A 22,911-nucleotide genomic window follows, 5' to 3' on the forward strand; every position below is an offset into this window, starting at 1 on the left:
GTAAAGGAGCAAACATGACAAATTCTGTAAGTTCGAACCGACCTGAGAAGTACAACATTGCAGCATTCTTCTCTGGTGTTGGGGGAATTGAGTTGGGATTTGAACAGACCAACGAGTTCAGAGTGGTGTATGCCAATGAATTTGATAAGTATGCGCGTCAGACTTATCAATTAAACCATCCAGATACCTATTTGGATGGTCGTGATATTCACGATGTTCAGCCAGAGGATATTCCGGCTGAGCGCGTGGATGTGATTATGGGAGGATTCCCTTGTCAGGCCTTTAGTATTGCGGGTTATCGCAAGGGCTTTGATGATGATCGTGGTGATCTTTTCTTCGAATTGCTTCGCATGATTGAAGGATGCAAACCTCGCGCTATTTTCATCGAAAACGTCAAGAACATGGTCGGTCATGACCATGGCAATACCTTCAAGGTCATCCGTGAGGCCTTGACGGAGAACAACTACTTTATCAAGTGGAAGGTTCTCAATGGAAAAGACTATGGAAATATCCCACAAAACCGTGAACGTATCTACATTGTTGGTTTTGATACCAAGGAAGCTTATGACTTGTTTGAATTCCCAGAGGAAATCAAGCTGACTACGACTCTTCAGGATCTGATTAACTTTGGTGATCAGCTAGACGAGGTCTACTACTACCGTGAAGGCAAGCAGAATTTCTACGATCAGTTGAAGTTTGAAGTGACTAGCCAAGACACAGTTTACCAGTGGCGCCGTCAATATGTCCGTGAAAATAAAAACGGTGTCGTCCCTACTTTGACAGCCAATATGGGAACAGGCGGACACAACGTTCCATTGATTTTGACGGATAGTGGTGAGATTCGTAAATTGACACCAAAAGAAACCTTTAACGTTCAAGGTTATCCTAAGTCCTTTAAAATTCCAGAAGGGGTTTCCAATGGTCAGCTCTACAAACAAGCTGGAAATAGCGTAGTTGTTCCTGTGATTAAACGCATCGCAGAGAATGTTGCCAAGGCTTTAAACGAAAGTCAAGGGCAGTCTCAACTGGAACGGTCAGGGAAATTCGCCATTATCTACACCAAGATGAATGGCCAGTTTGAAGGGGAATCCTATGTCAAGGACTTTGTAGATAGCTATGACCAAGCTCTTGAAAAAATCAAGGCTTATGATGATGGCTTAGCCGTTCTGTCAGATGAAGAGTATTTGAGACTTGTCAAAAAACAAGGCAAACTTGAATTTTACAGTATTAATTAACGAATATATAAGAGGATTAGTGAAAAACTAATCTTCTTTTGATATACTGAAAATAGAAAAGAGGGTGCTTATGTGGGAACATCTAAAGTCTGAACAAAAAGAAAAATACAAAACCTTAATTACCAACTTCGCTAGTTTGAGCCAAGCTTTCTCTCAAAAGGCAGAATCCGAAGACGAGGGACAAACAGAGAATTATGTGGCTCCGATCATTAACTCCAAATTTCAGGAGACTGTTTTCCAGAAGTCCTTTAATGCCGTAGGGGAAGATATCGCCAATACTTCCTATGATGCTTCTGTTGTTGTGGATGAAAATCATAAATACCTAGTAGGTATCAAATCTTTTGGGATTAATTCTGGAGACCAAAAAATTGCCCAGTTCAAGAAAGATTCTCAATCTTGGACGGACTTGTTGGGTGATATCAAGTTTCATGCTGATATTTCAGTAGATAAAGAAGCTGCAGACAAGGAAAACTATCAGCGCTATGAAGAGTTGGCGCGAAAGATTGCGACTTTGAGGAATCAGAGAATCGAATCCTCTAAGGCTCAAATCAAGGGTTTTAACTCGGATTCGGTCAATGTCGAAGCCGTTTACCATGTTTTGATGCCAACACCAAAGGGTGAAAATCCTAAGATTTTTGTTGGTGAAACAACTTATTTACCAGTCGATATTGATAATCTGGTCATTGAAGGCTCAACTACCAAAAACAATCCAACCAATTTCCGATTTACAGATGGACAACACCACTACAAGTATACAGCAGCTGATAGCCAGCTTCACATGACTTTTAACAATAAAGACATTGTGGTAGATACTTGGGACGTTCATTACATCGAAGATCCTTTTTCTCTCTTTGAAAATCTTCATTTGCTAACATCTGAAAAGGGACAATCCGATATCTTAGAAACTGTGTCTTGGGTAATCACAGACAAACATGGAAATGTAGAAGAAAACTCTGGTTTCAATGCCTTTAACGGTGGTTCAAAACTAGCTAAGAAAGATCGTCTGCCACGAATTTTAAAGATCCAGGATAAATTTAAGAACAGTCTGGCTCCTGAAGAACTAGCTTTCGTGACCTTCTCTCTGGAAGAAATCCTCTTGAAGAAATGGACCAGTAAGGAAGAAAAAACTCAGATGAAGGCGATTCGTGAGGACTTGATTCACTTTGTTCGTAATACTGGCAATGAAAAACTCATTAAAGAAATTGAACAGCTGGTTTATCGGCCAGTTAGTGAGGTTTACATTCCTCTGCCTGACTCCAAAAATTTCCACGATGAAAGGCCTGACTTCTTCGGACCAGGATTTGGAACCTTTGAACCTGGCTCTAAAAAACTAGCTCTGTCTAAAGAAGAAAGAACCTTTAAACTAAGATTTTTACCTTCTGGTGATGTCATCAATGCCTATATTAACCAAGAAGCTGGCAAGGCGATTCAATCCACTGATAAGCAAGAAATTCTTGGGAATTGGATCTTGCGTGGTGTTTTCCAGTTGAAGGAACGAGAAATATTGACAGGTCAACGACTCAATGAACTAGAAATCAATGGTATTCGATTGACCAAGTTTAAAAACGGGGAAATCGGTATTGAATTCATCTGGATTGATACCGAAAACCCACCAAGCGATGCTATCGGCTGGGTAGCAAAATAGATTTGAATAGTGCAAAAAATCTCTTAGATCTATTTCTAAGAGATTTTTTCTTTCTCCCCCTCACAACCAGCCTTCTTCTTCGGCAGTTTTGGTCGCTTCGGTTCGGTTGCTGGCGCCTAGTTTGGAGAGGATATTGGTCATGTAATTACGAACGGTACCGTTTGAGAGGTAGAGCTTGTCCGCAATTTCTTGGTTGGACAGCCCCTGTGCTACTCCATGCAAGACAGCAACTTCCTGCTCGGTCAAGGGGTTGGGATGAGTCATCATGACTTCCATCAGCTCTGGAGAATATTCCTTGCGTCCCTCTAACACCGTATGTAGGGTTTGCATGAGCTCGGCGATGCTTCGCTCTTTCAAGACATAGGCATCGACTCCTGCTTTGACAGCTCGTTCAAAATAACCTGGGCGTTTAAAGGTCGTAACGATAACCACCTTGGTTTCAGGCACCTCTTGTTTAATCCATTCGAGAGCCTCCAGTCCTGTCTTTACTGGCATTTCGACGTCAAGGATGGCAATATCTACTGCTTCTTTCTCCAAAACCTCGATAGCCTCGGCTCCATTTTTCGCCTGCAAGACAGTCTCCACATCTGGTTGAAAACTCAAGAGCTGACACATGGCATCTCTAAGCATACTTTGATCTTCTGCGACTAATACTTTCATCTACTTTCTCTCCTTATAAGGCAGATGCACGCGCACCTCTGTTGGATCTTTCAAACTGACCAGCTCTACTTGACCTGAGAAGGCTGCTGCACGGTCACGGACTGTATGGAGTTCATTCCCTTTTACAGTTGCAAATCCTTTCCCGTCATCTCTGACTGTCAGGACCAATTCCTGATCTGTACGTTCCAGTTTTAGATAGGCTTTTTCAGCACTGGCATGTTTGATGATATTGGTCGCCAGTTCTAACAAAACCATAGCAGCTGTCGACTCCACATCTTGGGTCAAACTAGCCTTGTCCAACTGATTGTCAACCTCAACTTCAATCCCAGCAATCTCTAGCATCTTCTTAACAGTCTCAAGCTCTGATGCTAAGGTCCGTGATTTCAGATTTTCCACAATGGTCCGCACTTCATTCATGGAATCCTTGCTGATCTGGTGAATTTCTTTTAATTCCTTTTCCACCTGTGGATAAGCCTCCATCTGAAATAACTGCAAGGCCAGATCTGTCTTGACACTCAGCATAGCAAAGGTATGTCCCAAGCTATCATGCAAGTCCTGACCGATACGACTACGTTCATTTTCAGCAAGCAATAGATTTATCTGGGCATTTTGCTTGGCCTGAGCTTCTTTCAAATCCTCGACAATGCGAATCCGAACCAAACCCAATGTCATTAAATCGACAAAAGTAAGAATCCCAAGCTCAAAGGCTACAGCCTCAGTTTCGACTGACTGAAACATCATGAGTTGTCCAACAACAAGAACTTGAGCAAGGAGAAAAGTCCAGACATGCAGAGAACGAAGACTCCGCACCCTGAAATGATAAATTAAGAGATTAGAAAGGTAAAAGAAAAACCAGATATAATTAACAGCAACAAAGGCAGTATAACCAACTACATAAGTCAGCATGATCCCCCAGAAAAGCCAAGATAGGCGCTGGCTCTTGGTTGTTAAAATACCCAAATACGCCACTACAAATAGAATATCAATCAATAAATGCCAGACAGAAAGCCACCCAGTCACTACAGGTAGGATGGGGAAAATCATAAAAATTAAACTGACCCAAAACATATAGTGTATGCTTTTTAGTCTTTCAAGCATTAAGCATTCTCCTTATGACCTTGAAGGTAAATAGTCAAACCAAATAAAACTGCTGAAAAAACAAGTAGATAAATTGTGGCTGATAAATTGATGCCATCCTCATTTAAGAAGGTCTTGATCAATTCCATCAACTGATAGCTTGGTAGACGCTTCCCGATTGCTTGCATCCAGTCTGGAAATAAAGAGACAGGCATCCAGAGTCCGCCTAACACAGCCAAGCCAAAGTAAAGAAGATTGCCCACGACTGACATCAGCTGACTAGAAGGCAAGAGAGTCAAGGTCAAGCCAAGAGCTACAAAGGCAACACTTCCTACTATCAGCAAGAACGCAGCCCCAATCCAGTTTCCAAGAGACATATCCACACCTCTTACAAAATGCCCAACTGAGAAAACAACCAGAATTGAGACCAAATAATCAACCAGCATACTTGTTATCTTTGATAGATAATATTCTACCATATTTACAGGGCTATGACGTAATATTTTCTGCCAGTTGTTGATCTTATCGGTATGTAAAACAACTGGGAATGAAAAGATAGCTGTCGACATCATGGAAAAAGCCGTCATGGAGATGAGGTAGTCGCGCATAAAATTAGCCGGTCCACCCGGTGTTTCCTGGTACATACCTGAAAAGAATAAATAGAAGGCTGTCGGCATCCCTACGGATAACAGATAATAGACTAATTGTCGTTTGGTCAATAGAAATTCTATCTTGTTTAGTGCGATCCATCGTTTCATCTTAGTCATCTCCTTTTTGTGTTTCTTCAAAGATTGTATCCAACAAGCTACGATTATTGACTTCAATTTCTTGAATCCTACATCCTGCTTGCACTAACAGTTGCCAAAAAGCATTCGCTTCACGTGTAACTACTTGCAAAGCATCTTGTTTTTGTGACCAGTTTTCAACCAAGTTTGACTGTTCGACAACTTCCTTATATGCTGGGGGAAGGATAAAGTGCTTTTCAATCTCCTCACTGCGCATGGCTAGAGGTGTTGTATCGCGAATCAACTCTCCCTTATTCAAGACCAAGATTCGGTCCGCTGTATGCTCTACCTCTTCGATATAATGGGACGAATAGAGAATAGTTACTCCCTGCGCTTTTAGATCCTGAACAATTTCCCAAAAGCGTTGACGGGTTGAAGTATCCATGGCAGCAGTTGGTTCATCTAAAAAGACAAGCTTTGGTCGGCCAATCAAGGTTAAGACAAAAGAGAAGAGACGCTTTTGCCCACCTGACAATTTTTCTGCGAATTGCTCTTTTTGTTGCTGGTCAAACTGCAATAGTTGATCGATTTCCTGATTGCTCAAGGGATTTGGATAAATACTTTGAAAGAAAGCAATCAACTCTTTGACCTTTAATTTCTGAACGATGACATTTTCTTGAGGCAGGTAGCTTCTAATATAGTCTAACTGAGAACTCGTCACCGGCAAACCTTGGATGGATACTTGACCGCTGGTGACCAGTTTATCTCCAAGCAAACAGTCCAATAGCGTTGTCTTTCCGGCACCATTTGGCCCAATCAAGGCGACGCATTCACCTTCAGCTACCTCAAAGGAAATATCCTTCAAAATAGCCTTGCCCTTGATGTTTTTATGTAAGCCTTGTACCTTAATCATGTTCATGATATTCTCCTTTCAGCCATTCCATCCCCATCGGAAAGGCGATAAAAATCATAAATCCTAATCCCCAGGCACCGCGAATGACTTGGTGAAGGAAGGCTTGATCAAACCAACCTGTAAACATTTCTACCAACCATACCACTAGTGACAGTCCAATAAAAAGAAAGAGAATCGCTTTTTTCATTTTTCAAACTCCTTTTTCACATCTGAGACCAATTTCAAACCTTCTCGAATCAACCAAGACATGATTCCAAAGCTTGCAAATAACTCCCAAGGAAAATGATAAAAGCCTTCATCCAATCCTGAAAACATGAGATAAGTCATGACTCCTGCTGCTACTAAACTCATTGCGACAATTACTTTATGTTTCATTTTTTCTTCCTCCATTTGATACATCTATTATAATTCTTTGAAGGTTGTGTCACTAGAAGCTTCTGTCATTAGGAAATATGACAAATGTCACAAAAAAAGAAAGTTGATTTCTCAACTTTCTTTTTTCTATTATTTAATCTTTATTCCACACTGAAAAGATATGGATAAACCGGTTGTTGACCTTGGTGAATTTCTACTTCGACATCTTCGAATTCTTCTGCGATTTCTTGAGCAATTTCATTTGCCAATTCTTCGCTTCCGTCTTCTCCAACATAGAAGGTTACGATTTCACTGTCTTCATCCAACATGTGTTTCAAGGTTTCAGTCAAGGTTTGGTGCATGTCAGGGTTTGATACGAGGATCTTACCATCTACCATACCAAGATTATCATTTTCATGAATTTCTAGACCATCGATAGTCGTGTCACGAACGGCTGTTGTTACACTACCACTGATGACATCGCCAAGGGCTGCAGTCATGCGTTCTTGGTTTTCTTCGATAGACTTGCTTGGGTCAAATGCTAGAAGGCTAGTCAATCCTTGAGGAATTGTACGAGCTTCTACTACAACAGCTGGTTGTTCCAATACTTCAGCTGCAGATTGAGCTGCCATGAAGATGTTTTTGTTGTTTGGCAAGAAGATGATGTTACGAGCATTAACTTTCTCAACAGCCTTGACAAAGTCTTCTGTCGAAGGGTTCATGGTTTGTCCACCCTCGATGACATAGTCCACACCTTGGGCACGGAAGATGTCTGCCAATCCTTGTCCAGCTACTACTGCGATAAGTGCATATTCTTTTTCTTCAGCTGGCTTGCTGACTTGCGCTTCTTTTTCTACTTGCGCTTCGTGTTGGTTACGCATGTTATCGACTTTAACCTTAACCAAGCTACCATATTTCAGACCTTCTTGCATAACAAGTCCTGGATCTTCTGTATGGACGTGAACTTTAACGATTTCGTCATCATTGACAACAAGTAGAGAATCCCCAAGTTCGTTCAAGTAGTTACGGAATTCTTCGTAGTCAAACTCTTTAGCATAAGTTGGACCTTGTTTGAGGGCGACCATGATTTCAGTACAGTAACCAAAGGTAATGTCTTCTGTTGCCACATGTCCAGCTACAGATTTGTGGTGTTCTGCATTGATCATCTCACCCATATTGGCTGGAGTAGCTACAAAGTCTTCAGACGCACTGTATTCACCAGTAAGAGCTGAAAGGAATCCTTCATAGATGAAGACCAAACCTTGACCACCTGAGTCCACAACTCCAACTTCCTTCAATACTGGAAGCATTTCTGGAGTTTTAGCGAGGGCTGCTTTAGCTCCTTCCAAGGCTGCACGCATAACTTCAACTGCGTCATCTGTCTGCTCTGCTTTTTTCTTAGCACCGATGGCAGCACCACGTGATACGGTCAAGATTGTCCCTTCAACTGGCTTCATAACAGCCTTGTAGGCAACCTCAACACCTGATTGGAAGGCAAGAGCTAGGTCTTTTCCTGTTAGCTCTTCTTTTGTCTTGATGGCTTGTGAAAATCCGCGGAAAAGCTGAGAAGTGATAACTCCTGAGTTTCCACGCGCACCCATCAAAAGACCTTTAGCCAAGATACTTGCAGCCTCACCAACAGTTGAAGCTGGTTTGTCTGCTACTTCTTTAGCACCATTTTCGATTGTCATTCCCATGTTTGTTCCTGTATCTCCGTCTGGAACTGGGAAGACGTTCAATGAATTGACGTATTCGGCTTGCTTGTTCAAACGAGTTGAAGCAGCCTGTACCATTTCTTGAAATAAGCTTGTAGTAATATTTGACACGATTATTCTCCTACAACTTTGATATTTTGAATGTAGACATTCACAGTTTGAGCAGTGATTCCAAGTTGGTTCTCTAAGCTAAAGCGAACACGTTCTTGGATGTTTTTTGAAACTTCACTGATTTTTGTACCGTAGCTCAATACAGTATATACATCAACTGCAATACTACCGTCTTCAGCTGCTTTAACGACTACACCTTTTGAATAATTTTCCTTACCAAGAAGGGCTTGGAAATTATCTTTGAGGGCATTTTTACTAGCCATACCGACTACACCAAAAATTTCAGTTGCTGCACCACCTACGACAGTAGCGATTACATCATCTGTCAGTTCGACTTGACCATCTTTTGTATTAATTTTTACAGTCATTTTTTTTACCTCAAATAGTTGATACTCTATTTTATCATATTTCAGCCCAACTGTAAAAGCAGAATGATGTATCATCGGATATTTGCTTGATTTTTCAAATGATTTCAGCTTTCGAGCAAAAGAAAAAGACCACTTAGGTCTTTTCATGTTTATTAAACGCGTTCTACTTTTCCTGATTTCAAAGCACGAGCTGAAGCCCAAACTTTTTTAGGTTTACCATCGATAAGAACAGTAACTTTTTGAAGGTTTGGTTTTACGGCACGTTTAGTTTGGTTCATCGCGTGTGAACGGTTGTTTCCTGATACAGTCTTACGACCTGTAAAGTAACATACTTTAGCCATTGTGTTTTCCTCCTATTAGATCTAATATAGCGGATGTGCTAGCACCACATACCGTACTATGTTATCACACTTTCTTATTTTTGGCAAGGGAATTGGAAGACTTTTTTTATTTGACGTAGACAACTTCTAATTTACCAAAAGCTACCTCTCCACGGATAATCAAGGTTTTGCTGGTTGGGGCTACAGGAGCATCTGCCTTAGCTACTCCACAAGAAGTCTCCACCTTCAGGTCCACTCTCCAGTGTTGGGGCACATAGATAACTGCATTCCCTAAACTGACTTCTACCTTCAAGGTTGCACTATCGCCTAACATCTCTGCATTGTCATAATAAATCTTGGCATTTCCACAGCTAACTTCAAACTGGTCTTCTACCAAGTCTTGGTCCTGTTTGTAAAAAGTTCCACTACCAAAGGAAACTTCCTTTTCTGTTAGAATGGTCTTTTCAGCGTCATACCACCATTTTTTCTCGTTCCATGTTTTGTTCGAATTAGTCAACATGCCAACTCCGAGAACGATTAGCACTCCCGCCCAGAACAATGATTGATTGGGAATCGGTAAAATGTCATAAAAATGATTAGCAATCATGAGGGCCACTAGGGCTGTAAAAGAGGCTGAAGTGAAATGACGACGAAGGATTGCCTCAACTGATTGATAGGCAAAAAATCCAATACCAATCAAGGGCCAAATCTGCCCTCCAAATGAAGGAATTCCAAAATTCCCCTGTAATAATACTAAAGCTGCCAATACTAGCAACACAATACCAAATGCTTTCTTTTTCATATTCTTACCTCATGTTTCTTAGATTTTCTTTTAGGAGGGATTGGTAGTGCCGTGACACGTGAACCTCCTTGTGGGTTTGATAAAAGGAAATAGTGCCTGTCCCTGAGAAGGACTTGTCAACCGAGTAAACTTGCCGGATATTGGCAATGGTCGACTTGGATACCCGACTGAAATAACGTGGCAGGATAGACTCCAACTCATAAAGCTTGAGCCGAACCTCGTAGGCCTCTTTCTGGGTATGGGCGTAAATCTTGCTACCTTCCGTCTCAAAGAAGAGGATTTCTGCCAAGTCTAAGTAGTACTCACCCGTCCCCTTGTAAAAGATCAACCTAGGAGCCTTGGTTTCTTGCAAGAGTCGTTGCAAGTCAGCTATCTCATCTGTCAGGGCTACAGCCTTGATGACAATCTCTGTCTCAGTTAATTCACTATCAATCTCGATTCGTAACTTCATCCTATCTCCTTTCTGCATCTACTATACCAAAGGCCAGAAGACTTTACAAGGGCAAAAAAGCAAGTGGTCACTTTTAACCCGTAAGTGGTTACGAGGCCAAGCCCACTTGCTTTGCTTCTTACAAAATAAAGAAAAGAATTCCCAAGAGGAGACCACAGGCGTAGCCAACTAAAACATCCTTGGGATAATGAACGCCTCCTAAGACCCGCACAAGACCGAGAAGAACTGATAAGACCAACAAAACCAACCCCACAGGCAGATTTGCATGCAAGCAAGCCATGGAAATGATGGTTGCCGAAAAGACGTGGCGACTAGGCATTGAATTCCCAGAGCTGTCCTTATCTAGTAGTGGGACAATTTCCCAAGTTTCATAGGGACGCGGTTGATTGATCCACTTACGTACAAGCGTCAATAGGAGAAATCCTAAAGCTGGAACTAAAATATAAGCGTAAAGGTCTTGTCCCAAGCCCTTGCTTATAAGGACTGTTCCCAATAAGCTCAAGTAGGCCAAGGGCATCAGAACTGTCATCATGCGATTAAAGACTCGCATCAATTGCAATAATTGTGGGTGTCGAAGAAGACTTGATTTCCTCTTATCGTACCACTCTTGATAGTTTTTCATCTGTTTTCTCGTTGTTTCTAGATTTTACACAAGAAGCCTGACAGAACAAGTCTGCAAGCATCTCCTATTCTAGTATAGTGCAGAAAAAGAAGGCCGTCAAGCCTTCTTTTGATTTATTCTTCTGCTTGGTCTTCTGTAAATTGACTATTGTAGAGGTCTGCATAGAAACCATCTTGCACCATTAACTCATTATGATTTCCTTGCTCGATGATGTTTCCTTCTTTCATGACCAGAATCAAGTCAGCATTGCGGATCGTTGACAATGACTCCACCACTACTGCCCAAATCCAGTATTCTGACATGCCAAGGATTTTCCCAATGGCCCAAATAGCCATGATAGGACCACGAGTGACCACTTGGAGTCCCATGGTAAAGAGCATCTGAATCTGCGTGATATCATTAGTCGTCCGAGTCAATAGACTGGGGATTGAAAAACGTTTAAAGACCAACATCGGTTTATCCATTCTTTCTCCCTTCTAAGTAAAAATAGTTCTCATATGAACATTTAAGTTTCAATGAGAACTATCTAAGCAGAAATTGACATCAGCTCTTATTTTATCTATAATAGACACTATCTCACACCTATAAGAATACACCCTGATTAGAAATGAGAAACTCACAAATGAAACATAAAGAAGAGAAAATTTTAGGAATCTTTGCCATCATCTTTGGAACCCTGGCCCTTCTTAGTTCCTGGCTACCAATCATTAGCATTCTAGCCTTTTTCTTTGCCATTATTGCTATAGCCCTAGGCATTTTTGGTATCGGCCTTAATCTCAAAAATCGTAAAATATTGGCTATTATCGGAACAAGCCTAGGTATTCTATCCATTTTTCTTGTCTTAATGACGCAAGTATTACCTTCTGGTGTCTTTACTGACTTGGCTAAAAACTTTCGACACCCATATAGAAGTCTGACCTCTTTAACAGAAAATGAGGAATTTGGAAAATTACCAGATTATAGACCAGATGAAGATCATGATGAAGAGGATATCGAAGATACCGATACCTTCTCTTGGACCCAGGAGCAGTTCGATGCTTTGATAGAGGGAGACACTGCAAACAGAGGAAAAGGCGGCTCCAACTACAAAGATATCATCAGCAAGCATGGATTACCAGATTCTGAAATTGAGTCAACCTCAGGTGATTACGACATTAAGAAAATCACCTATCTATCCCTCGGTTCAAACACCAAGACAGTCGTACTCACTTTCGCAAAGCAGGAAAACGGCCAGTTTCTTCTCGTCCGTAAATTTGCCCTAGGCTTGGATAGAAAAGAGAAAACTGATGATGGAGTGAAAGTTTAACATAACAAAAAAGCGAACAGCTATTAAGCCTGTTCGCTTTTCTATTAGAATCCATCTACGTTTGTGTAGATTTTTTGTACGTCTTCGTCGTCTTCAAGAACGCCATAAAGTTTTTCAAAGGTTTCAAGGTCATCCCCTGACAACTCAACTTCTGATTGAGGAATCATCTCAAGTTCTGTTACTTGGAATTCTTCGATACCAGATTCACGCAAAGCCACAATAGCTTTGTGAAGGTCAGTTGGAGCTGTGTAAACAGTGATTGTTCCTTCTTCTGCTTCTACATCGTCTACATCGACATCTGCTTCAAGTAAGAGTTCAAAGATAGCATCAGCGTCGTCACCAGAAAATACGATGACACCTTTGTTGTCAAAGAGGTAAGATACTGAACCTGAAGCTCCCATGTTTCCACCATTTTTACCAAAGGCAGCACGGACATTGGCAGCTGTACGGTTAACGTTTGAAGTCAAGGTATCCACGATGAGCATTGAACCATTTGGCCCAAAGCCTTCGTAACGTCCTTCTGTAAAGGTTTCGTCTGTATTTCCTTTAGCCTTATCCAAAGCCTTATCAATAACGTGTTTTGGCACTTGCGCTTGTTTAGCACGGTCGATAACGAATTTCAAAGCTGAGTTTGATTCTGGATCTGGATCACCTTTTTTAGCTGCTACATAGATTTCTACACCAAATTTTGCATATACTTTAGAGTTAGCTCCATCTTTAGCCGTTTTCTTGGCTACGATATTGGCCCATTTACGTCCCATTAGGAATCTCCTTTTTCACATTTTAATCTTTCTTATTATAACACAAGTCTAGTCGATTTTCACTAGAGGAAATGGATTTTTCTTTTATAAATGAAGCTAGGATCGTCCGCCGACAGCCAAGATTTTCTTGCCTTCTTTTATCCAAGGGTGCTGAGAGAGTGAGATATAAAGCTGTGCAGTCATAACAAGCCAAAGTAGCGGTTCACATAGAATCACACCTGTATAACCTGCCCATGGAATAATCCAAGCGACGAAAACAATTTTCCCGATAAATTCGATAAAACTAGAGATGAGGGGTAAGAGTTTTTGACCGAGTCCCTGCAAACTATTTCTATAAATCAATAAAAGACTCAAAAACGGATAGAAAACAGAACTAATACGTAGGTACAAGGTTCCATTTTCAATCAAGTAACCATCTGTTGAACTCGCTAAGAAAGAAACTAGGCTAGGACTTGCAAAAAATAGGAACACACAAGCAAAGGTTGCCCAAGCCATACTCAAATAGCTCCCTACACGAAGACCTTGGACGATACGATCTGGACGTTTTGCCCCAAAGTTTTGAGAGATAAAAGTTGTCATAGAAGCTGAAATTGCCGTCATTGGCAATAGGGCAAAGGCCATGATTCTACGTGCTGCCGTTTGGGCACTGATAATAACTGCTCCAAAGCCATTAACAGAGGATTGCAAGATGACACTTCCGACAGAGACGATTGAACCCATCAGCCCCATGGCTAGCCCCTGCTCCAAGAGATCGACATAGAGATCCTTATTCCATTTGAAGTGCTTCAAGCTTGGAAGAAGCTCTGGAACACTCTTTCGGATATAGAAATAACAGAGAATAGCGGACAAACCTTGCGAGATGATAGTTGCAAGACCTGCAGACTGAACCCCCAATTGCAGTTGTGTAATAAAATACAAATCTAAAATGACGTTAACAATGGCTGAAAAGATAAGAAAGGCAAGCGCCGCAAGGCTGTCACCAATTGATCGTAGCAATCCTGCAAAGAGATTGTAAGCAAAGCTAACTCCCACACAGCTGACAATCATAGAGATGTATTCATAAGATTGGGGGAGAATTTCTGCAGGTGTTTCGAGATATTGTAAGAGCGGATAAAGACCGAAGAATCCCATCAGCATCACAAGACCACTCAGGATTGCACCTAAAATCCAAGTCGCTGCGACAGCCTCTTTAATCTTTGTGAAATTACGAGCACCATAAAGCCGAGCAATAACGACTCCCATCCCATTTCCGACTCCGAGAGCAAAGCCAATAATCAAATCAAAAATAGCTGTCGTAGCTCCGACTGCCGCCAAGGAATTTTGTCCTAAAAAACGCCCAACAATCAAAATATCAGCTGTATTGTATAGTTGCTGAAAGATATTGGACAGTAAAATCGGTAATGCAAAACTAATCAGTGAAGGAAGAATGGGACCATGAATCAAGTCCACCGTTGATTTCTTATTCATAAGGCTATTATATCAGCTTTCAAGTTGAGGAACAAGGGAGTTTCCTTGAGAAAACGTTGCCTATATGTAAACAATCTGGTATAATCGTGACAGAAAAGGAGGGTATGTATGAGCTTAACAAGTCAGTTAATTACAGATGTATTCCCAGACCTTGAAAAAGTGGAACAATTAAACAAGGAGGCCTTCCCTGAAGAAGAACGCGTCTCTTTGGAGGAATTTTTAAGTTACCAGGATAGAGATGACGCCCACTTTTTCGCCTTTTATAACGAAGAAGAATTTGTCGGCTTCGCTTTTGCCATTTCTAATCAAAAAGCTTTCTACATTAGCTTCTTTGCCATTATGCCCCATCTCCGCAGTCATGGATACGGGAGAGAAATCATTGAAAAACTCATTGATTTTTACCAGCGTACTATGATTCTTGAAGTGGAGCGATTAGACGAAGACTGTGACAATCTCGAACAAAGAAAATCCCGCATGGACTTTTACTTACAAAATGGCTTTAAAACTGCCAACGCATTCTTGGAATACGAGGGAATGAGTTTCGAAATTCTCTATCGTGGCAACTACTTTGATGAAGAGGCCTATCGGAACATCTTTCAAAAATTGCAAGAAGAGAACTACTTCGACTTTCGTATCGAATACCGACGCTTTAGTGACCACTAGTCATCATGAAACAAAAGTAGCAGTTTTACTGCTACTTTTCTTTTTATTCTTCGATTTCGATTTCAAGAGCGTCGCCCAAATCAAGTGTGACTTCTTGGTTAGAATCTGCATCAGCTGCTGCACTTGCTTTAGAACCTTCTTCCTCTTCAATTAAACCATATTGAACACGAACTTGGTGGTCAATTTCATCAAAGATTTCTGGGTGATCTGCTAAGTATTTCTTAGCATTCTCAGAACCTTGTCCGATTTTTTCACCCTTGTATGAGTACCAAGCACCTGCTTTTTGGATAATATCCAAATCACTAGCAATCTTCAAGAGTTCACCAGTTCTAGAAATCCCTTCACCATACATGATTTCAACAAGAGCTTCTTTGAACGGTGGAGCCACCTTGTTTTTCACAACTTTAATCTTAGTTTCTTTACCAACGTTCGTATCTTTTTGATCACCAGTTCCCTTGATTTGTGTACTTCCACGAACGTCTAAACGAACTGAAGCATAGAATTTAAGGGCGCGTCCACCAGGAGTTGTTTCTGGATTACCAAACATAACCCCTACTTTTTCACGCAACTGGTTGATGAAGATAGCAATTGTCTTTGTCTTGTTGATAGAAGCACCGAGTTTACGCATAGCTTGGCTCATCATACGAGCTTGAAGACCAACGTGGCTATCTCCGATATCTCCATCGATTTCCGCACGAGGTACAAGAGCTGCAACTGAGTCAATAACCACAAGGTCAACCGCACCTGAATCGATCAATTTCCCAGCAATTTCAAGACCTTGCTCACCTGAGTCTGGTTGTGACAAGAGCAATTCGTCAATGTTAACCCCAAGAGCTGCTGCATAGGCTGGATCAAGAGCGTGTTCCGCATCGATAAAGGCTGCAATTCCACCTTCTTTTTGTGCTTGCGCTACAGCGTGAAGGGCTACTGTTGTCTTACCTGATGACTCTGGACCGTAGATTTCGATGATACGCCCCTTTGGATAACCACCTGAACCGAGTGCAATATCAAGTGCCAAAGAGCCTGAACTCATCACTTGCACTTTTTGTTCTGCTCGCTCACCCAAGCGCATGATTGAACCCTTACCGAAGTCTTTTTCAATCAATTTAAGGGCATCATTCAAAGCTTTTTCACGATCAGCTCCAAATTTTTTCCCAATTTCATCTAATTTTTTTGTTGGTTTTTTCGCCATTTTGTTCTCCTATATTTTAATGATTCTAAGAACCTTCTTCTATTATATCAAAAGTCAGTCACTTAATAAAGCTTTGCGAACTAAGTTAAAAGCATGCATGACTGCAATTTTACGAACGTCTGCTCGGCTTCTTCCAGCTATATTGACCTGAACAACTTCTGTGCCTGATGCTTGAGACAAACCGATAAAAACTGTACCAGCAGGATGGCCTTCTAGACTATCCGGACCAGCCACTCCTGTCAAGCTAACCCCAATGTCTGATTGAGTTTTAAACCGTGCCTGATCTGCCATTTTTTCCGCCGTAAAGGCTGAAACAACTCCATGTTTTTCCAACTCTACTTGTGGAATATCTAACATCTTAGCCTTTTCTTCCAGACTATAAGTGACAAAACCACCTTTAAAGATAGCTGACACTCCCGAAAAGTCTGCCAAAGTTGCTTGAAAAAGCCCTGCTGTCAAACTTTCCGCAGCCGTTATGGTTTTATGCTGCTTTTTCAACTCCTCAACAACTACACTAGCTAGACTCGCTTCCTCACCATAACCATAGCAAATATCCTTTAAAGCAACACCTTCAAAAGTCTGGCGTGCAAGAATTTGAACCTCAAGACGATCCAAAGATTTTCTTGCTTCTTCTTGACTAGTAGCCTTGGTAGATAAGCGCAGAGTCACTTCTCCTATTTTTGCATAAGGTGCCAAGGTTGGATCTGTCTGCTCTTCAATCAAATCCGACAGAATCGTTACTAGCTGGCTCTCGCCAATGCCAAAGAAACGCATCACACGTGAGTACAACTTAGCTCCAGTTGTCAATCTTGGCAACAGTTCATTTAAAACCATGGGTTTTAGTTCGCTTGGTGGCCCTGGTAGGACGACATAGGTCACGCCAGCCACCTCAATCATGCCTCCGACTGCTAGTCCTGTTTCATTAGGTAGCGGGATTGAACCCTCAACGATTTGAGCTTGGCGTTCATTATTTGGAGTTCGGGCATAGTCTGGGCGATGGGCAAAGAAATTATCTAATTTAGCCTGCGCTTGAGCATCAAAAGTTAAATCACGCCCTAGAAATTGTGCCAAGGTTTGTTTGGTCAAGTCATCCTCTGTCGGTCCCAGTCCTCCTGTTAGGATAACCAGATTGCTACGATTCTTAGCAATCTCCAACAAAGATAACAGACGAGCCTCATTATCTCCTACAGCCGTTTGGAAGTAGACATCAACACCGATTTCAGCCAACTTTTCAGATAAAAACTGTGCATTGGTATTGACAATTTGACCTGTTAGAATCTCTGTTCCAACAGCTATGATTTCCGCTTTCATTTTTTCCTCCTACCTATCTATTCGGATTTCTTTGAAAAAATCGCAGGAAAATTCCTACGATTTTAGTATTCATTTCTTATTGTTCTTGTTGTACTTGTTGGCCTTGTTGTTCTTGATCTGCAACAGAACCAGTTGTTTGTGGTAAACGCCCATAAATATTTTCATACAAGACTACATTTGTCTCCAATTCGGTAACTTCTGGCTTATCCAATGAACGACGTAAAAGATTTTGCATCTCTAACATATGCTCAGATGTCACGATTTGGTATGATGTCCCATCAATCATTGCATCCTCTCCACGCAATTGCTGAGACTCAATATTCTTAAAGGAATCTTGGTAGCCCATCAACTGAGGAATCGTTGTTGTCGTAATCTCGATATTTGTCTGCATGTTATCGCTAAGAGCCTTCAAAATTTCTTGATAGTGGCTGACACTATTCAAACTAAGAATTTTTTCAACAATCTTTTGGATGACTTCGCGCTGACGTTTCTGACGACCGTAGTCTCCCTCTGGATCCTGATAGCGCATGCGTGAGTATACTAGCGCCTCGTCACCATTTAGGGTTTGTTCCCCAACACCGATAGAAATCGTGTTAAATGGTTCCTGGTCTTGGATAGAGATTGGAAAACCTAGAGTGTTGTTTACTGTGATACCTCCGACAGCATCAACCATTCTTTGAAGACCGTGCATATTTACCATAACATAGCGGTCAATGTGGATATTCATCATATCCTGAATCGTCGAGATAGCTAGTTCAGCTCCACCATCAGCATAGGCAGCGTTGAGTTTAGCTTCTCTAACACTACCATCTGTTTGTTGGATTTGTGTCAGAATATCACGTTCCAAACTCATCATAACGACTTTCTTGGTTTTAGGATTCACTGTTACCAAGATCATTGAATCACTATTTCCTGCCCATGGGTCTGTACGTTCAACATTCCCCGTATCTACCCCCATAAGAAGGATTGTCAATGGTTCAGTTGCCTCGATAACCTTGGTTTCTTCTCCGATTTGTTTATAAGTTTTGGCTAAAGTCTGTGTACTTTGTTGGTAGATAGTATAGGCATAAGCTCCCACACCAAGCACTGTCACAAGAACAAAGCCTAAAAACATTCCGATTATTTTTTTTACCATATATTTATTCGTCTATCAGTCGACCCATCAGGTAAACATCAAGAAACTCTCCTCCTTCTATACAAGCGCCGCGTTCCTGTTGGCCTTCAATGATGAAGCCAAGCTTTTTATATAGATGAACAGCTGCCAGATTTCGTTTTTGAACTGTCAATTGTAAGCGTCGAATACTTCCACTCGATTGGGCCCACTCAATAGCTTCTTCCATCAAGATACTACCGAGACCATTTCCCCAATAGGCTTTTTTAATACCCAAAAAGATATCCCCAATATGCCGAACTCGCGGACGTTGATCAGCCGTTATATTGATCACTCCTGCCAATTCTTCATTCAAATAAGCTAGTAAAGTAATCTGATTATCCGACTGGGCCTGCTTGTTAATAAAACGCTGCATCTCAGATTCACTCATTGCAATTCCATTTTCATCCAGACTGGTAAAACTAGATTCATGACCAATCTGATCCAAAAGTGCAATAAGTTCTGTAGCATCTTCAACTTCTGCTTCACGAATTAATAAATCATATTCCATCTGTCAACCTCTGCAAGAGTTCTGCTGCTCGTTGACCGTGGGCATGAAAGACAATTTCGCGCCCCTCACCATCTTTAAGAACTTCTAATTCCAGATAGTCTGATGGGAGAGCCTCGCCTAATAGGTGTCCCCACTCAATAACCGTCACACCTGAACCAAAAAGAAATTCATCAAGGTCGATTGAATCAGCATCTCCTTCGATGCGGTAAACATCCAAGTGATATAAGGGTAGGCGTCCTTCATATTCTCGAACAATGGTATAAGTAGGACTTTTGATCATTTGATGAATCCCTAGTCCTTTAGCTAGACCTTTTGTTAATGTGGTTTTTCCAGCACCTAATTCACCAGTTAAAATCAATACATCATTTTTTTCAAGTAGACCACCCAACTCTTGTCCAAGAGCGATTAGTTCATCTTCATTTTTTGTGTGCATGTTATTATTATACCAAAAAGTTTTCTTTTGCGACATTTCTAGTAATAAAAAAAGAGGAGTTTCCTCCTTCTTTTTTAAAGTTTTTGTCTTTAGTTTAGAGCCATGCTAATGTAGTTCAAGATGAACAGAGCGTCTAAAATCCAAATCATGACATGCACTTCCTTAACTTGACCTTTAACAATCTTCGCTAAAGTGTAAGTTAGGAAACCAACGGCAATCCCCTGAGTGATTGAGTAGCTGAATCCCATAAAGATAGATGTGAAGAAGGCTGGAATAGCTTCTGACATATCATCCCAAGGAATGTTTTTCAAGTTAGAGAGCATCATAATTCCGACGATAATCAAAATTGGTGCTGTCGCAGCTGAAGGCACAATGGCAAGAAGTGGGCTAAAGAAGCTTGATAGAGCAAAACAGATAGCAACAACTAAAGCTGTCAAACCTGTACGTCCACCAGCACCGATCCCTGCTGCTGACTCAATATAAGTTGTAACGTTTGAAGTACCTGCAATGGCACCAACTGATGTCGCCACCAAGTCAGAATATAGAGCCTTATCCAATTTAGCTGATTCATTGTTCTCACCACTTGATGCGATGATCCCAACTTTTTCACCTGTACCGATAAGAGTACCAATTGTATCAAAAATATCAGTCAATGAGAAGGCAAGAATGGCCATCAAGGTTTCAGGTAAACGCGAAGTATTTGAAATCAGAGAACCCAAACCTTCTGAACCAAGGGCTGCACCAAATAAAGTTCCTAGGTCGTTAACTGCTGCTGAAAGATTGTTGCTAGCAAAATCAATTCCTGACAGATTAACAAGACCAACCGCAATAGCAAGGACTGTCGTTGTTAAGATAGAAAGGATGATCCCACCTTTAATACCTTTGACAACAAAGAAGATTGTAATGGCAAGACCTGCAATAGCTACCAATACTGCTGGAGTATTGAAATCTACCAATCCTGGAACAGCTGCTGCATTTGCAGTAATCGCTGCTTGAGCCTTATCTGCTCCTTCACCTGCTACAGTATAAGTCCCTGGGTCAATTGAGAATTTCAAGAGACCAGCATTCTTAATACCAACATAGGCAAGGAAAACACCAATACCAGCTGAAATCGCTGAACGAAGAGTTGCAGGAATAGACTCAATGATCATTTTACGAACATTGGTTAATGTGATAATCAGTGAAATAATCCCACAGATGAAAACCATACCAAGAGCTTCTTTCCAAGTATAGCCCATTCCGAATACAACCGTAAATGTAAAGAAAGCATTAAGTCCCATACCTGGAGCTTGTGCGTATGGCAAGTTAGCATAGAAAGCCATCATCAAAGTTCCTACTACAGAACCGATGATTGTTGCCAAGAATACACCCTGAACAGGCATTCCTGTTTGCGAAAGCATTTGAGGGTTTACAAAGAGAATATAACTCATTGCAAAGAAAGTTGTTAAACCAGCAAGCACCTCTGTACGAACATCTGTCCCGTGCTCTTTTAGTTTAAATAATTTGTCCATTTTTAATCTCCTTTGTCATTTTACGAACAATATGTCTATTATATCATTAATCATTCACATTTTCAAGCTATTTTTCTTATTTTTAAAAATTCTTAGAGGATATAATTCTTCTTATTTTTGCTTATAGTCAGCTTTTCTTTAAGCTTTTTGATATAATAGGAAACATCTTATCTGAAACTAAATTCGGGAGGATTTTATGACTAAAAAAATGATTGCCGTGGACTTAGACGGTACCTTACTTAATGGAGAAAGCAAACTCTCTGACTTTACAAAAGAAACCATTAAAAAAATTTCTAAGAAAGGCCACCATGTGGTTATCGCAACCGGTCGCCCATATCGTATGGCCAAAGATTTTTATGACCAACTTGAACTTGAGACTCCTATGATTAACTTCAACGGTTCGCTCACTCACCTACCTGGTAGGGCTTGGAAACATGAAAAATGTCTTACTGTGGACAAAAAATATCTCTTGGATATCGTAAAACGAAAAGAGGATATCGAGGCAGACTTTATCGCAGGTGAATACCGTAAAAAGTTTTACATTACAGCACCAGACAAGGAAATTGCAGATCCTAAATTGTTTGGTGTTGAAAATTTTCGCCCTGAAAATCAATTCAAGTCTGACTTAGTGACTAAGGGGCCTAACTGTATTTTATTACAAACTAGGGCAGACGATAAATATGCACTAGCAGAAGAGATGACTAGCTTTTACAAGCATCAGCTTAATATCAATACTTGGGGCGGTCCCTTGAACATTCTTGAATGTACTACCAAAGGGGTTCACAAGGCCTTTGCCCTTGAATACCTCCTCAATGTCATGAATATAGACAGACAGAACCTGATTGCCTTTGGTGACGAACACAATGACCAAGAAATGCTCTCCTTTGCAGGTAGAGGATATGCCATGAAAAATGCTAATCCCGCTCTACTTTCTTTCGCAGACGAGCAATTACCACTAACCAATGAAGAAGACGGAGTCGCTCACTTTTTACAAGAGCAGTTCCTTTAATAAAAACTATCCCTCCATACTTTTTTGGTAGAAAATAGCTACCTTAATCGTATGGATTTTTTATGCCAAAAATCGATTAAAGAAAAAAGGACCCGAATCCGTGTTAACGAGATTCAAATCCTTACAAAAGATGTCTATTTTTTTAGAACGATACGATCAGAAATTTCGCGATCCATATCATCAATGATCATTTGATTGCCATCAGCTACATAAACCTTGATATCATCTCCAATAAAGACTCTCTGGTTTTCTGGTTCGAAAGTTACCTTCTTAATTTCCTGATCACCATCAGGCTCTACTTCCGTCCATGTTCCAGTATTACCAGTAACAACGAGAGTAATGCTGTCTCCCTCATCTTGCCCTTTATAGGTTCCATCAATGTTAGTTACTGAACTAGCCGTCGAACTAGAAATAGTCGTTTCCGCTTGCTGACCAGTTGTTACTTCCGTACTGGTGCTTGCTTGAGTTGAAGGAGCTGCCTGCTCTTTTGGTGAACATGCAACTAAGAGACTAAGACTTGCCAAAGAAGCAAGAGAAAGTGTGAATTTTTTTAGTGACATCATGTCTCCTTTCTTTTAGTGGCTTAAAATCAGAATAAC

27 protein-coding genes are annotated in these 22,911 nt (G+C 40.9%); 5 read left to right on the forward strand and 22 right to left on the reverse strand.

Going from position 1 to position 22,911, the window contains the following annotated elements; all coding sequences use genetic code 11:
* The first annotated feature begins 14 nt into the window (after positions 1-14).
* Together dcm and QM859_RS07125 are read left to right on the forward strand one after the other, a co-directional pair.
* The gene (gene dcm, locus QM859_RS07120; RefSeq protein WP_414262585.1) at positions 15-1,235 is read left to right on the forward strand and encodes a DNA cytosine methyltransferase; all 1,221 of its coding nucleotides are present in this window, start codon (positions 15-17) and stop codon (positions 1,233-1,235) included.
* A gap of 70 nt (positions 1,236-1,305) precedes the next feature.
* Complete coding sequence (locus tag QM859_RS07125) at positions 1,306-2,880, forward strand: hypothetical protein (protein ID WP_414262586.1); 1,575 nt, start codon at positions 1,306-1,308, stop codon at positions 2,878-2,880.
* 60 nt (positions 2,881-2,940) lie between these two features.
* On the opposite strand, the gene QM859_RS07130 is transcribed toward QM859_RS07125, so the two are convergent.
* The 13 genes from QM859_RS07130 to QM859_RS07190 form a co-directional block, all read right to left on the reverse strand.
* The gene (locus tag QM859_RS07130) at positions 2,941-3,540 is read right to left on the reverse strand and encodes a response regulator transcription factor (protein WP_414262587.1); all 600 of its coding nucleotides are present in this window, start codon (positions 3,538-3,540) and stop codon (positions 2,941-2,943) included.
* Positions 3,541-4,638: a sensor histidine kinase gene (locus QM859_RS07135; protein ID WP_414262588.1), complete on the reverse strand. Its 1,098-nt coding sequence runs from the start codon at positions 4,636-4,638 to the stop codon at positions 3,541-3,543.
* Entirely contained in the window at positions 4,638-5,375 is a 738-nt protein-coding gene (locus QM859_RS07140; RefSeq protein WP_414262590.1) for an ABC transporter permease, read from the reverse strand. The genes QM859_RS07135 and QM859_RS07140 overlap by 1 nt, the downstream gene beginning before the upstream one ends.
* 1 nt (position 5,376) lies before the next feature.
* Positions 5,377-6,261 (reverse strand): ABC transporter ATP-binding protein, encoded by an 885-nt coding sequence (locus QM859_RS07145; protein ID WP_414262591.1) that lies wholly within the window; start codon positions 6,259-6,261, stop codon positions 5,377-5,379.
* Positions 6,248-6,442, reverse strand: coding sequence for a hypothetical protein (locus QM859_RS07150; protein WP_414262592.1), 195 nt, complete (start codon positions 6,440-6,442; stop codon positions 6,248-6,250). Before QM859_RS07150 ends, QM859_RS07145 begins: the two co-directional genes overlap by 14 nt.
* On the reverse strand, positions 6,439-6,645 hold the full coding sequence (locus QM859_RS07155; RefSeq protein WP_049509882.1) for a hypothetical protein: 207 nt from the start codon (positions 6,643-6,645) through the stop codon (positions 6,439-6,441). Before QM859_RS07155 ends, QM859_RS07150 begins: the two co-directional genes overlap by 4 nt.
* A gap of 125 nt (positions 6,646-6,770) precedes the next feature.
* Positions 6,771-8,435 carry a DAK2 domain-containing protein gene (locus QM859_RS07160; protein WP_414262593.1) on the reverse strand — a complete coding sequence of 555 codons (1,665 nt, stop codon included), beginning with the start codon at positions 8,433-8,435 and terminating at the stop codon, positions 6,771-6,773.
* A gap of 2 nt (positions 8,436-8,437) precedes the next feature.
* The gene (locus tag QM859_RS07165; RefSeq protein WP_000216443.1) at positions 8,438-8,803 is read right to left on the reverse strand and encodes an Asp23/Gls24 family envelope stress response protein; all 366 of its coding nucleotides are present in this window, start codon (positions 8,801-8,803) and stop codon (positions 8,438-8,440) included.
* 152 nt (positions 8,804-8,955) lie between these two features.
* Positions 8,956-9,144, reverse strand: coding sequence for a 50S ribosomal protein L28 (gene rpmB / locus QM859_RS07170; protein ID WP_001140948.1), 189 nt, complete (start codon positions 9,142-9,144; stop codon positions 8,956-8,958).
* 106 nt (positions 9,145-9,250) lie between these two features.
* A complete protein-coding gene (locus QM859_RS07175) occupies positions 9,251-9,925 on the reverse strand; it encodes a LiaF transmembrane domain-containing protein (RefSeq protein ID WP_036758119.1) in 675 nt (224 codons plus the stop codon).
* A 4-nt stretch (positions 9,926-9,929) separates the two neighbouring features.
* The gene (locus tag QM859_RS07180; protein ID WP_414262594.1) at positions 9,930-10,376 is read right to left on the reverse strand and encodes a LytTR family DNA-binding domain-containing protein; all 447 of its coding nucleotides are present in this window, start codon (positions 10,374-10,376) and stop codon (positions 9,930-9,932) included.
* 118 nt (positions 10,377-10,494) lie between these two features.
* Positions 10,495-10,998: a phosphatase PAP2 family protein gene (locus tag QM859_RS07185; protein ID WP_414262595.1), complete on the reverse strand. Its 504-nt coding sequence runs from the start codon at positions 10,996-10,998 to the stop codon at positions 10,495-10,497.
* A gap of 113 nt (positions 10,999-11,111) precedes the next feature.
* Positions 11,112-11,462, reverse strand: coding sequence for a hypothetical protein (locus QM859_RS07190; RefSeq protein ID WP_414262726.1), 351 nt, complete (start codon positions 11,460-11,462; stop codon positions 11,112-11,114).
* A gap of 158 nt (positions 11,463-11,620) precedes the next feature.
* On the opposite strand from QM859_RS07190, the gene QM859_RS07195 reads away from it, so the two are divergent.
* On the forward strand, positions 11,621-12,304 hold the full coding sequence (locus QM859_RS07195) for a hypothetical protein (protein ID WP_414262596.1): 684 nt from the start codon (positions 11,621-11,623) through the stop codon (positions 12,302-12,304).
* A 44-nt stretch (positions 12,305-12,348) separates the two neighbouring features.
* Here the strand turns inward: QM859_RS07195 and QM859_RS07200 are convergent, their stop codons facing one another.
* Complete coding sequence (locus QM859_RS07200; protein ID WP_414262597.1) at positions 12,349-13,065, reverse strand: YebC/PmpR family DNA-binding transcriptional regulator; 717 nt, start codon at positions 13,063-13,065, stop codon at positions 12,349-12,351.
* Positions 13,066-13,161: 96 nt separating this feature from the next.
* Positions 13,162-14,532 carry an MATE family efflux transporter gene (locus tag QM859_RS07205; RefSeq protein ID WP_414262598.1) on the reverse strand — a complete coding sequence of 457 codons (1,371 nt, stop codon included), beginning with the start codon at positions 14,530-14,532 and terminating at the stop codon, positions 13,162-13,164.
* A 108-nt stretch (positions 14,533-14,640) separates the two neighbouring features.
* Between QM859_RS07205 and QM859_RS07210 the strand changes: the two genes are divergently transcribed.
* The gene (locus tag QM859_RS07210; protein ID WP_414262600.1) at positions 14,641-15,195 is read left to right on the forward strand and encodes a GNAT family N-acetyltransferase; all 555 of its coding nucleotides are present in this window, start codon (positions 14,641-14,643) and stop codon (positions 15,193-15,195) included.
* A 43-nt stretch (positions 15,196-15,238) separates the two neighbouring features.
* Here QM859_RS07210 and recA read toward each other — a convergent pair whose 3' ends face one another.
* The 6 genes from recA to QM859_RS07240 form a co-directional block, all read right to left on the reverse strand.
* Complete coding sequence (gene recA, locus QM859_RS07215) at positions 15,239-16,387, reverse strand: recombinase RecA (RefSeq protein ID WP_006149228.1); 1,149 nt, start codon at positions 16,385-16,387, stop codon at positions 15,239-15,241.
* A gap of 54 nt (positions 16,388-16,441) precedes the next feature.
* On the reverse strand, positions 16,442-17,698 hold the full coding sequence (locus QM859_RS07220; RefSeq protein WP_414262601.1) for a competence/damage-inducible protein A: 1,257 nt from the start codon (positions 17,696-17,698) through the stop codon (positions 16,442-16,444).
* A 76-nt stretch (positions 17,699-17,774) separates the two neighbouring features.
* Positions 17,775-18,833 (reverse strand): glycopolymer--peptidoglycan transferase LytR, encoded by a 1,059-nt coding sequence (gene lytR, locus QM859_RS07225; protein ID WP_414262602.1) that lies wholly within the window; start codon positions 18,831-18,833, stop codon positions 17,775-17,777.
* A gap of 4 nt (positions 18,834-18,837) precedes the next feature.
* Positions 18,838-19,359, reverse strand: a complete 522-nt coding sequence (locus tag QM859_RS07230; protein ID WP_074324467.1) for a GNAT family N-acetyltransferase — start codon at positions 19,357-19,359, stop codon at positions 18,838-18,840.
* Complete coding sequence (gene tsaE, locus QM859_RS07235; RefSeq protein WP_414262603.1) at positions 19,349-19,792, reverse strand: tRNA (adenosine(37)-N6)-threonylcarbamoyltransferase complex ATPase subunit type 1 TsaE; 444 nt, start codon at positions 19,790-19,792, stop codon at positions 19,349-19,351. Before tsaE ends, QM859_RS07230 begins: the two co-directional genes overlap by 11 nt.
* A gap of 89 nt (positions 19,793-19,881) precedes the next feature.
* Entirely contained in the window at positions 19,882-21,303 is a 1,422-nt protein-coding gene (locus QM859_RS07240) for an NCS2 family permease (RefSeq protein WP_036758137.1), read from the reverse strand.
* A 196-nt stretch (positions 21,304-21,499) separates the two neighbouring features.
* Between QM859_RS07240 and QM859_RS07245 the strand changes: the two genes are divergently transcribed.
* A complete protein-coding gene (locus tag QM859_RS07245) occupies positions 21,500-22,312 on the forward strand; it encodes a Cof-type HAD-IIB family hydrolase (protein WP_414262604.1) in 813 nt (270 codons plus the stop codon).
* 134 nt (positions 22,313-22,446) lie between these two features.
* On the opposite strand, the gene QM859_RS07250 is transcribed toward QM859_RS07245, so the two are convergent.
* Entirely contained in the window at positions 22,447-22,872 is a 426-nt protein-coding gene (locus tag QM859_RS07250; protein WP_414262605.1) for an SP_0198 family lipoprotein, read from the reverse strand.
* Positions 22,873-22,911: the final 39 nt, after the last annotated feature.

Origin of the sequence: Streptococcus infantis, from assembly GCF_047463175.1 — a bacterium.
GTDB lineage: Bacteria > Bacillota > Bacilli > Lactobacillales > Streptococcaceae > Streptococcus > Streptococcus infantis_AC.

Bases quoted from the DNA above. Each gene is read 5' to 3' on its own strand.
- dcm (WP_414262585.1), top strand. From the start codon at position 15: ATGACAAATTCTGTAAGTTCGAACCGACCTGAGAAGTACAACATTGCA.
- QM859_RS07125 (WP_414262586.1), top strand. From the start codon at position 1,306: ATGTGGGAACATCTAAAGTCTGAACAAAAAGAAAAATACAAAACCTTA.
- QM859_RS07130 (WP_414262587.1), bottom strand. From the start codon at position 3,540: ATGAAAGTATTAGTCGCAGAAGATCAAAGTATGCTTAGAGATGCCATG.
- QM859_RS07135 (WP_414262588.1), bottom strand. From the start codon at position 4,638: ATGCTTGAAAGACTAAAAAGCATACACTATATGTTTTGGGTCAGTTTA.
- QM859_RS07140 (WP_414262590.1), bottom strand. From the start codon at position 5,375: ATGAAACGATGGATCGCACTAAACAAGATAGAATTTCTATTGACCAAA.
- QM859_RS07145 (WP_414262591.1), bottom strand. From the start codon at position 6,261: ATGAACATGATTAAGGTACAAGGCTTACATAAAAACATCAAGGGCAAG.
- QM859_RS07150 (WP_414262592.1), bottom strand. From the start codon at position 6,442: ATGAAAAAAGCGATTCTCTTTCTTTTTATTGGACTGTCACTAGTGGTA.
- QM859_RS07155 (WP_049509882.1), bottom strand. From the start codon at position 6,645: ATGGAGGAAGAAAAAATGAAACATAAAGTAATTGTCGCAATGAGTTTA.
- QM859_RS07165 (WP_000216443.1), bottom strand. From the start codon at position 8,803: ATGACTGTAAAAATTAATACAAAAGATGGTCAAGTCGAACTGACAGAT.
- rpmB (WP_001140948.1), bottom strand. From the start codon at position 9,144: ATGGCTAAAGTATGTTACTTTACAGGTCGTAAGACTGTATCAGGAAAC.
- QM859_RS07175 (WP_036758119.1), bottom strand. From the start codon at position 9,925: ATGAAAAAGAAAGCATTTGGTATTGTGTTGCTAGTATTGGCAGCTTTA.
- QM859_RS07180 (WP_414262594.1), bottom strand. From the start codon at position 10,376: ATGAAGTTACGAATCGAGATTGATAGTGAATTAACTGAGACAGAGATT.
- QM859_RS07185 (WP_414262595.1), bottom strand. From the start codon at position 10,998: ATGAAAAACTATCAAGAGTGGTACGATAAGAGGAAATCAAGTCTTCTT.
- QM859_RS07190 (WP_414262726.1), bottom strand. From the start codon at position 11,462: ATGGATAAACCGATGTTGGTCTTTAAACGTTTTTCAATCCCCAGTCTA.
- QM859_RS07195 (WP_414262596.1), top strand. From the start codon at position 11,621: ATGAAACATAAAGAAGAGAAAATTTTAGGAATCTTTGCCATCATCTTT.
- QM859_RS07200 (WP_414262597.1), bottom strand. From the start codon at position 13,065: ATGGGACGTAAATGGGCCAATATCGTAGCCAAGAAAACGGCTAAAGAT.
- QM859_RS07205 (WP_414262598.1), bottom strand. From the start codon at position 14,532: ATGAATAAGAAATCAACGGTGGACTTGATTCATGGTCCCATTCTTCCT.
- QM859_RS07210 (WP_414262600.1), top strand. From the start codon at position 14,641: ATGAGCTTAACAAGTCAGTTAATTACAGATGTATTCCCAGACCTTGAA.
- recA (WP_006149228.1), bottom strand. From the start codon at position 16,387: ATGGCGAAAAAACCAACAAAAAAATTAGATGAAATTGGGAAAAAATTT.
- QM859_RS07220 (WP_414262601.1), bottom strand. From the start codon at position 17,698: ATGAAAGCGGAAATCATAGCTGTTGGAACAGAGATTCTAACAGGTCAA.
- lytR (WP_414262602.1), bottom strand. From the start codon at position 18,833: ATGGTAAAAAAAATAATCGGAATGTTTTTAGGCTTTGTTCTTGTGACA.
- QM859_RS07230 (WP_074324467.1), bottom strand. From the start codon at position 19,359: ATGGAATATGATTTATTAATTCGTGAAGCAGAAGTTGAAGATGCTACA.
- tsaE (WP_414262603.1), bottom strand. From the start codon at position 19,792: ATGCACACAAAAAATGAAGATGAACTAATCGCTCTTGGACAAGAGTTG.
- QM859_RS07240 (WP_036758137.1), bottom strand. From the start codon at position 21,303: ATGGACAAATTATTTAAACTAAAAGAGCACGGGACAGATGTTCGTACA.
- QM859_RS07245 (WP_414262604.1), top strand. From the start codon at position 21,500: ATGACTAAAAAAATGATTGCCGTGGACTTAGACGGTACCTTACTTAAT.
- QM859_RS07250 (WP_414262605.1), bottom strand. From the start codon at position 22,872: ATGTCACTAAAAAAATTCACACTTTCTCTTGCTTCTTTGGCAAGTCTT.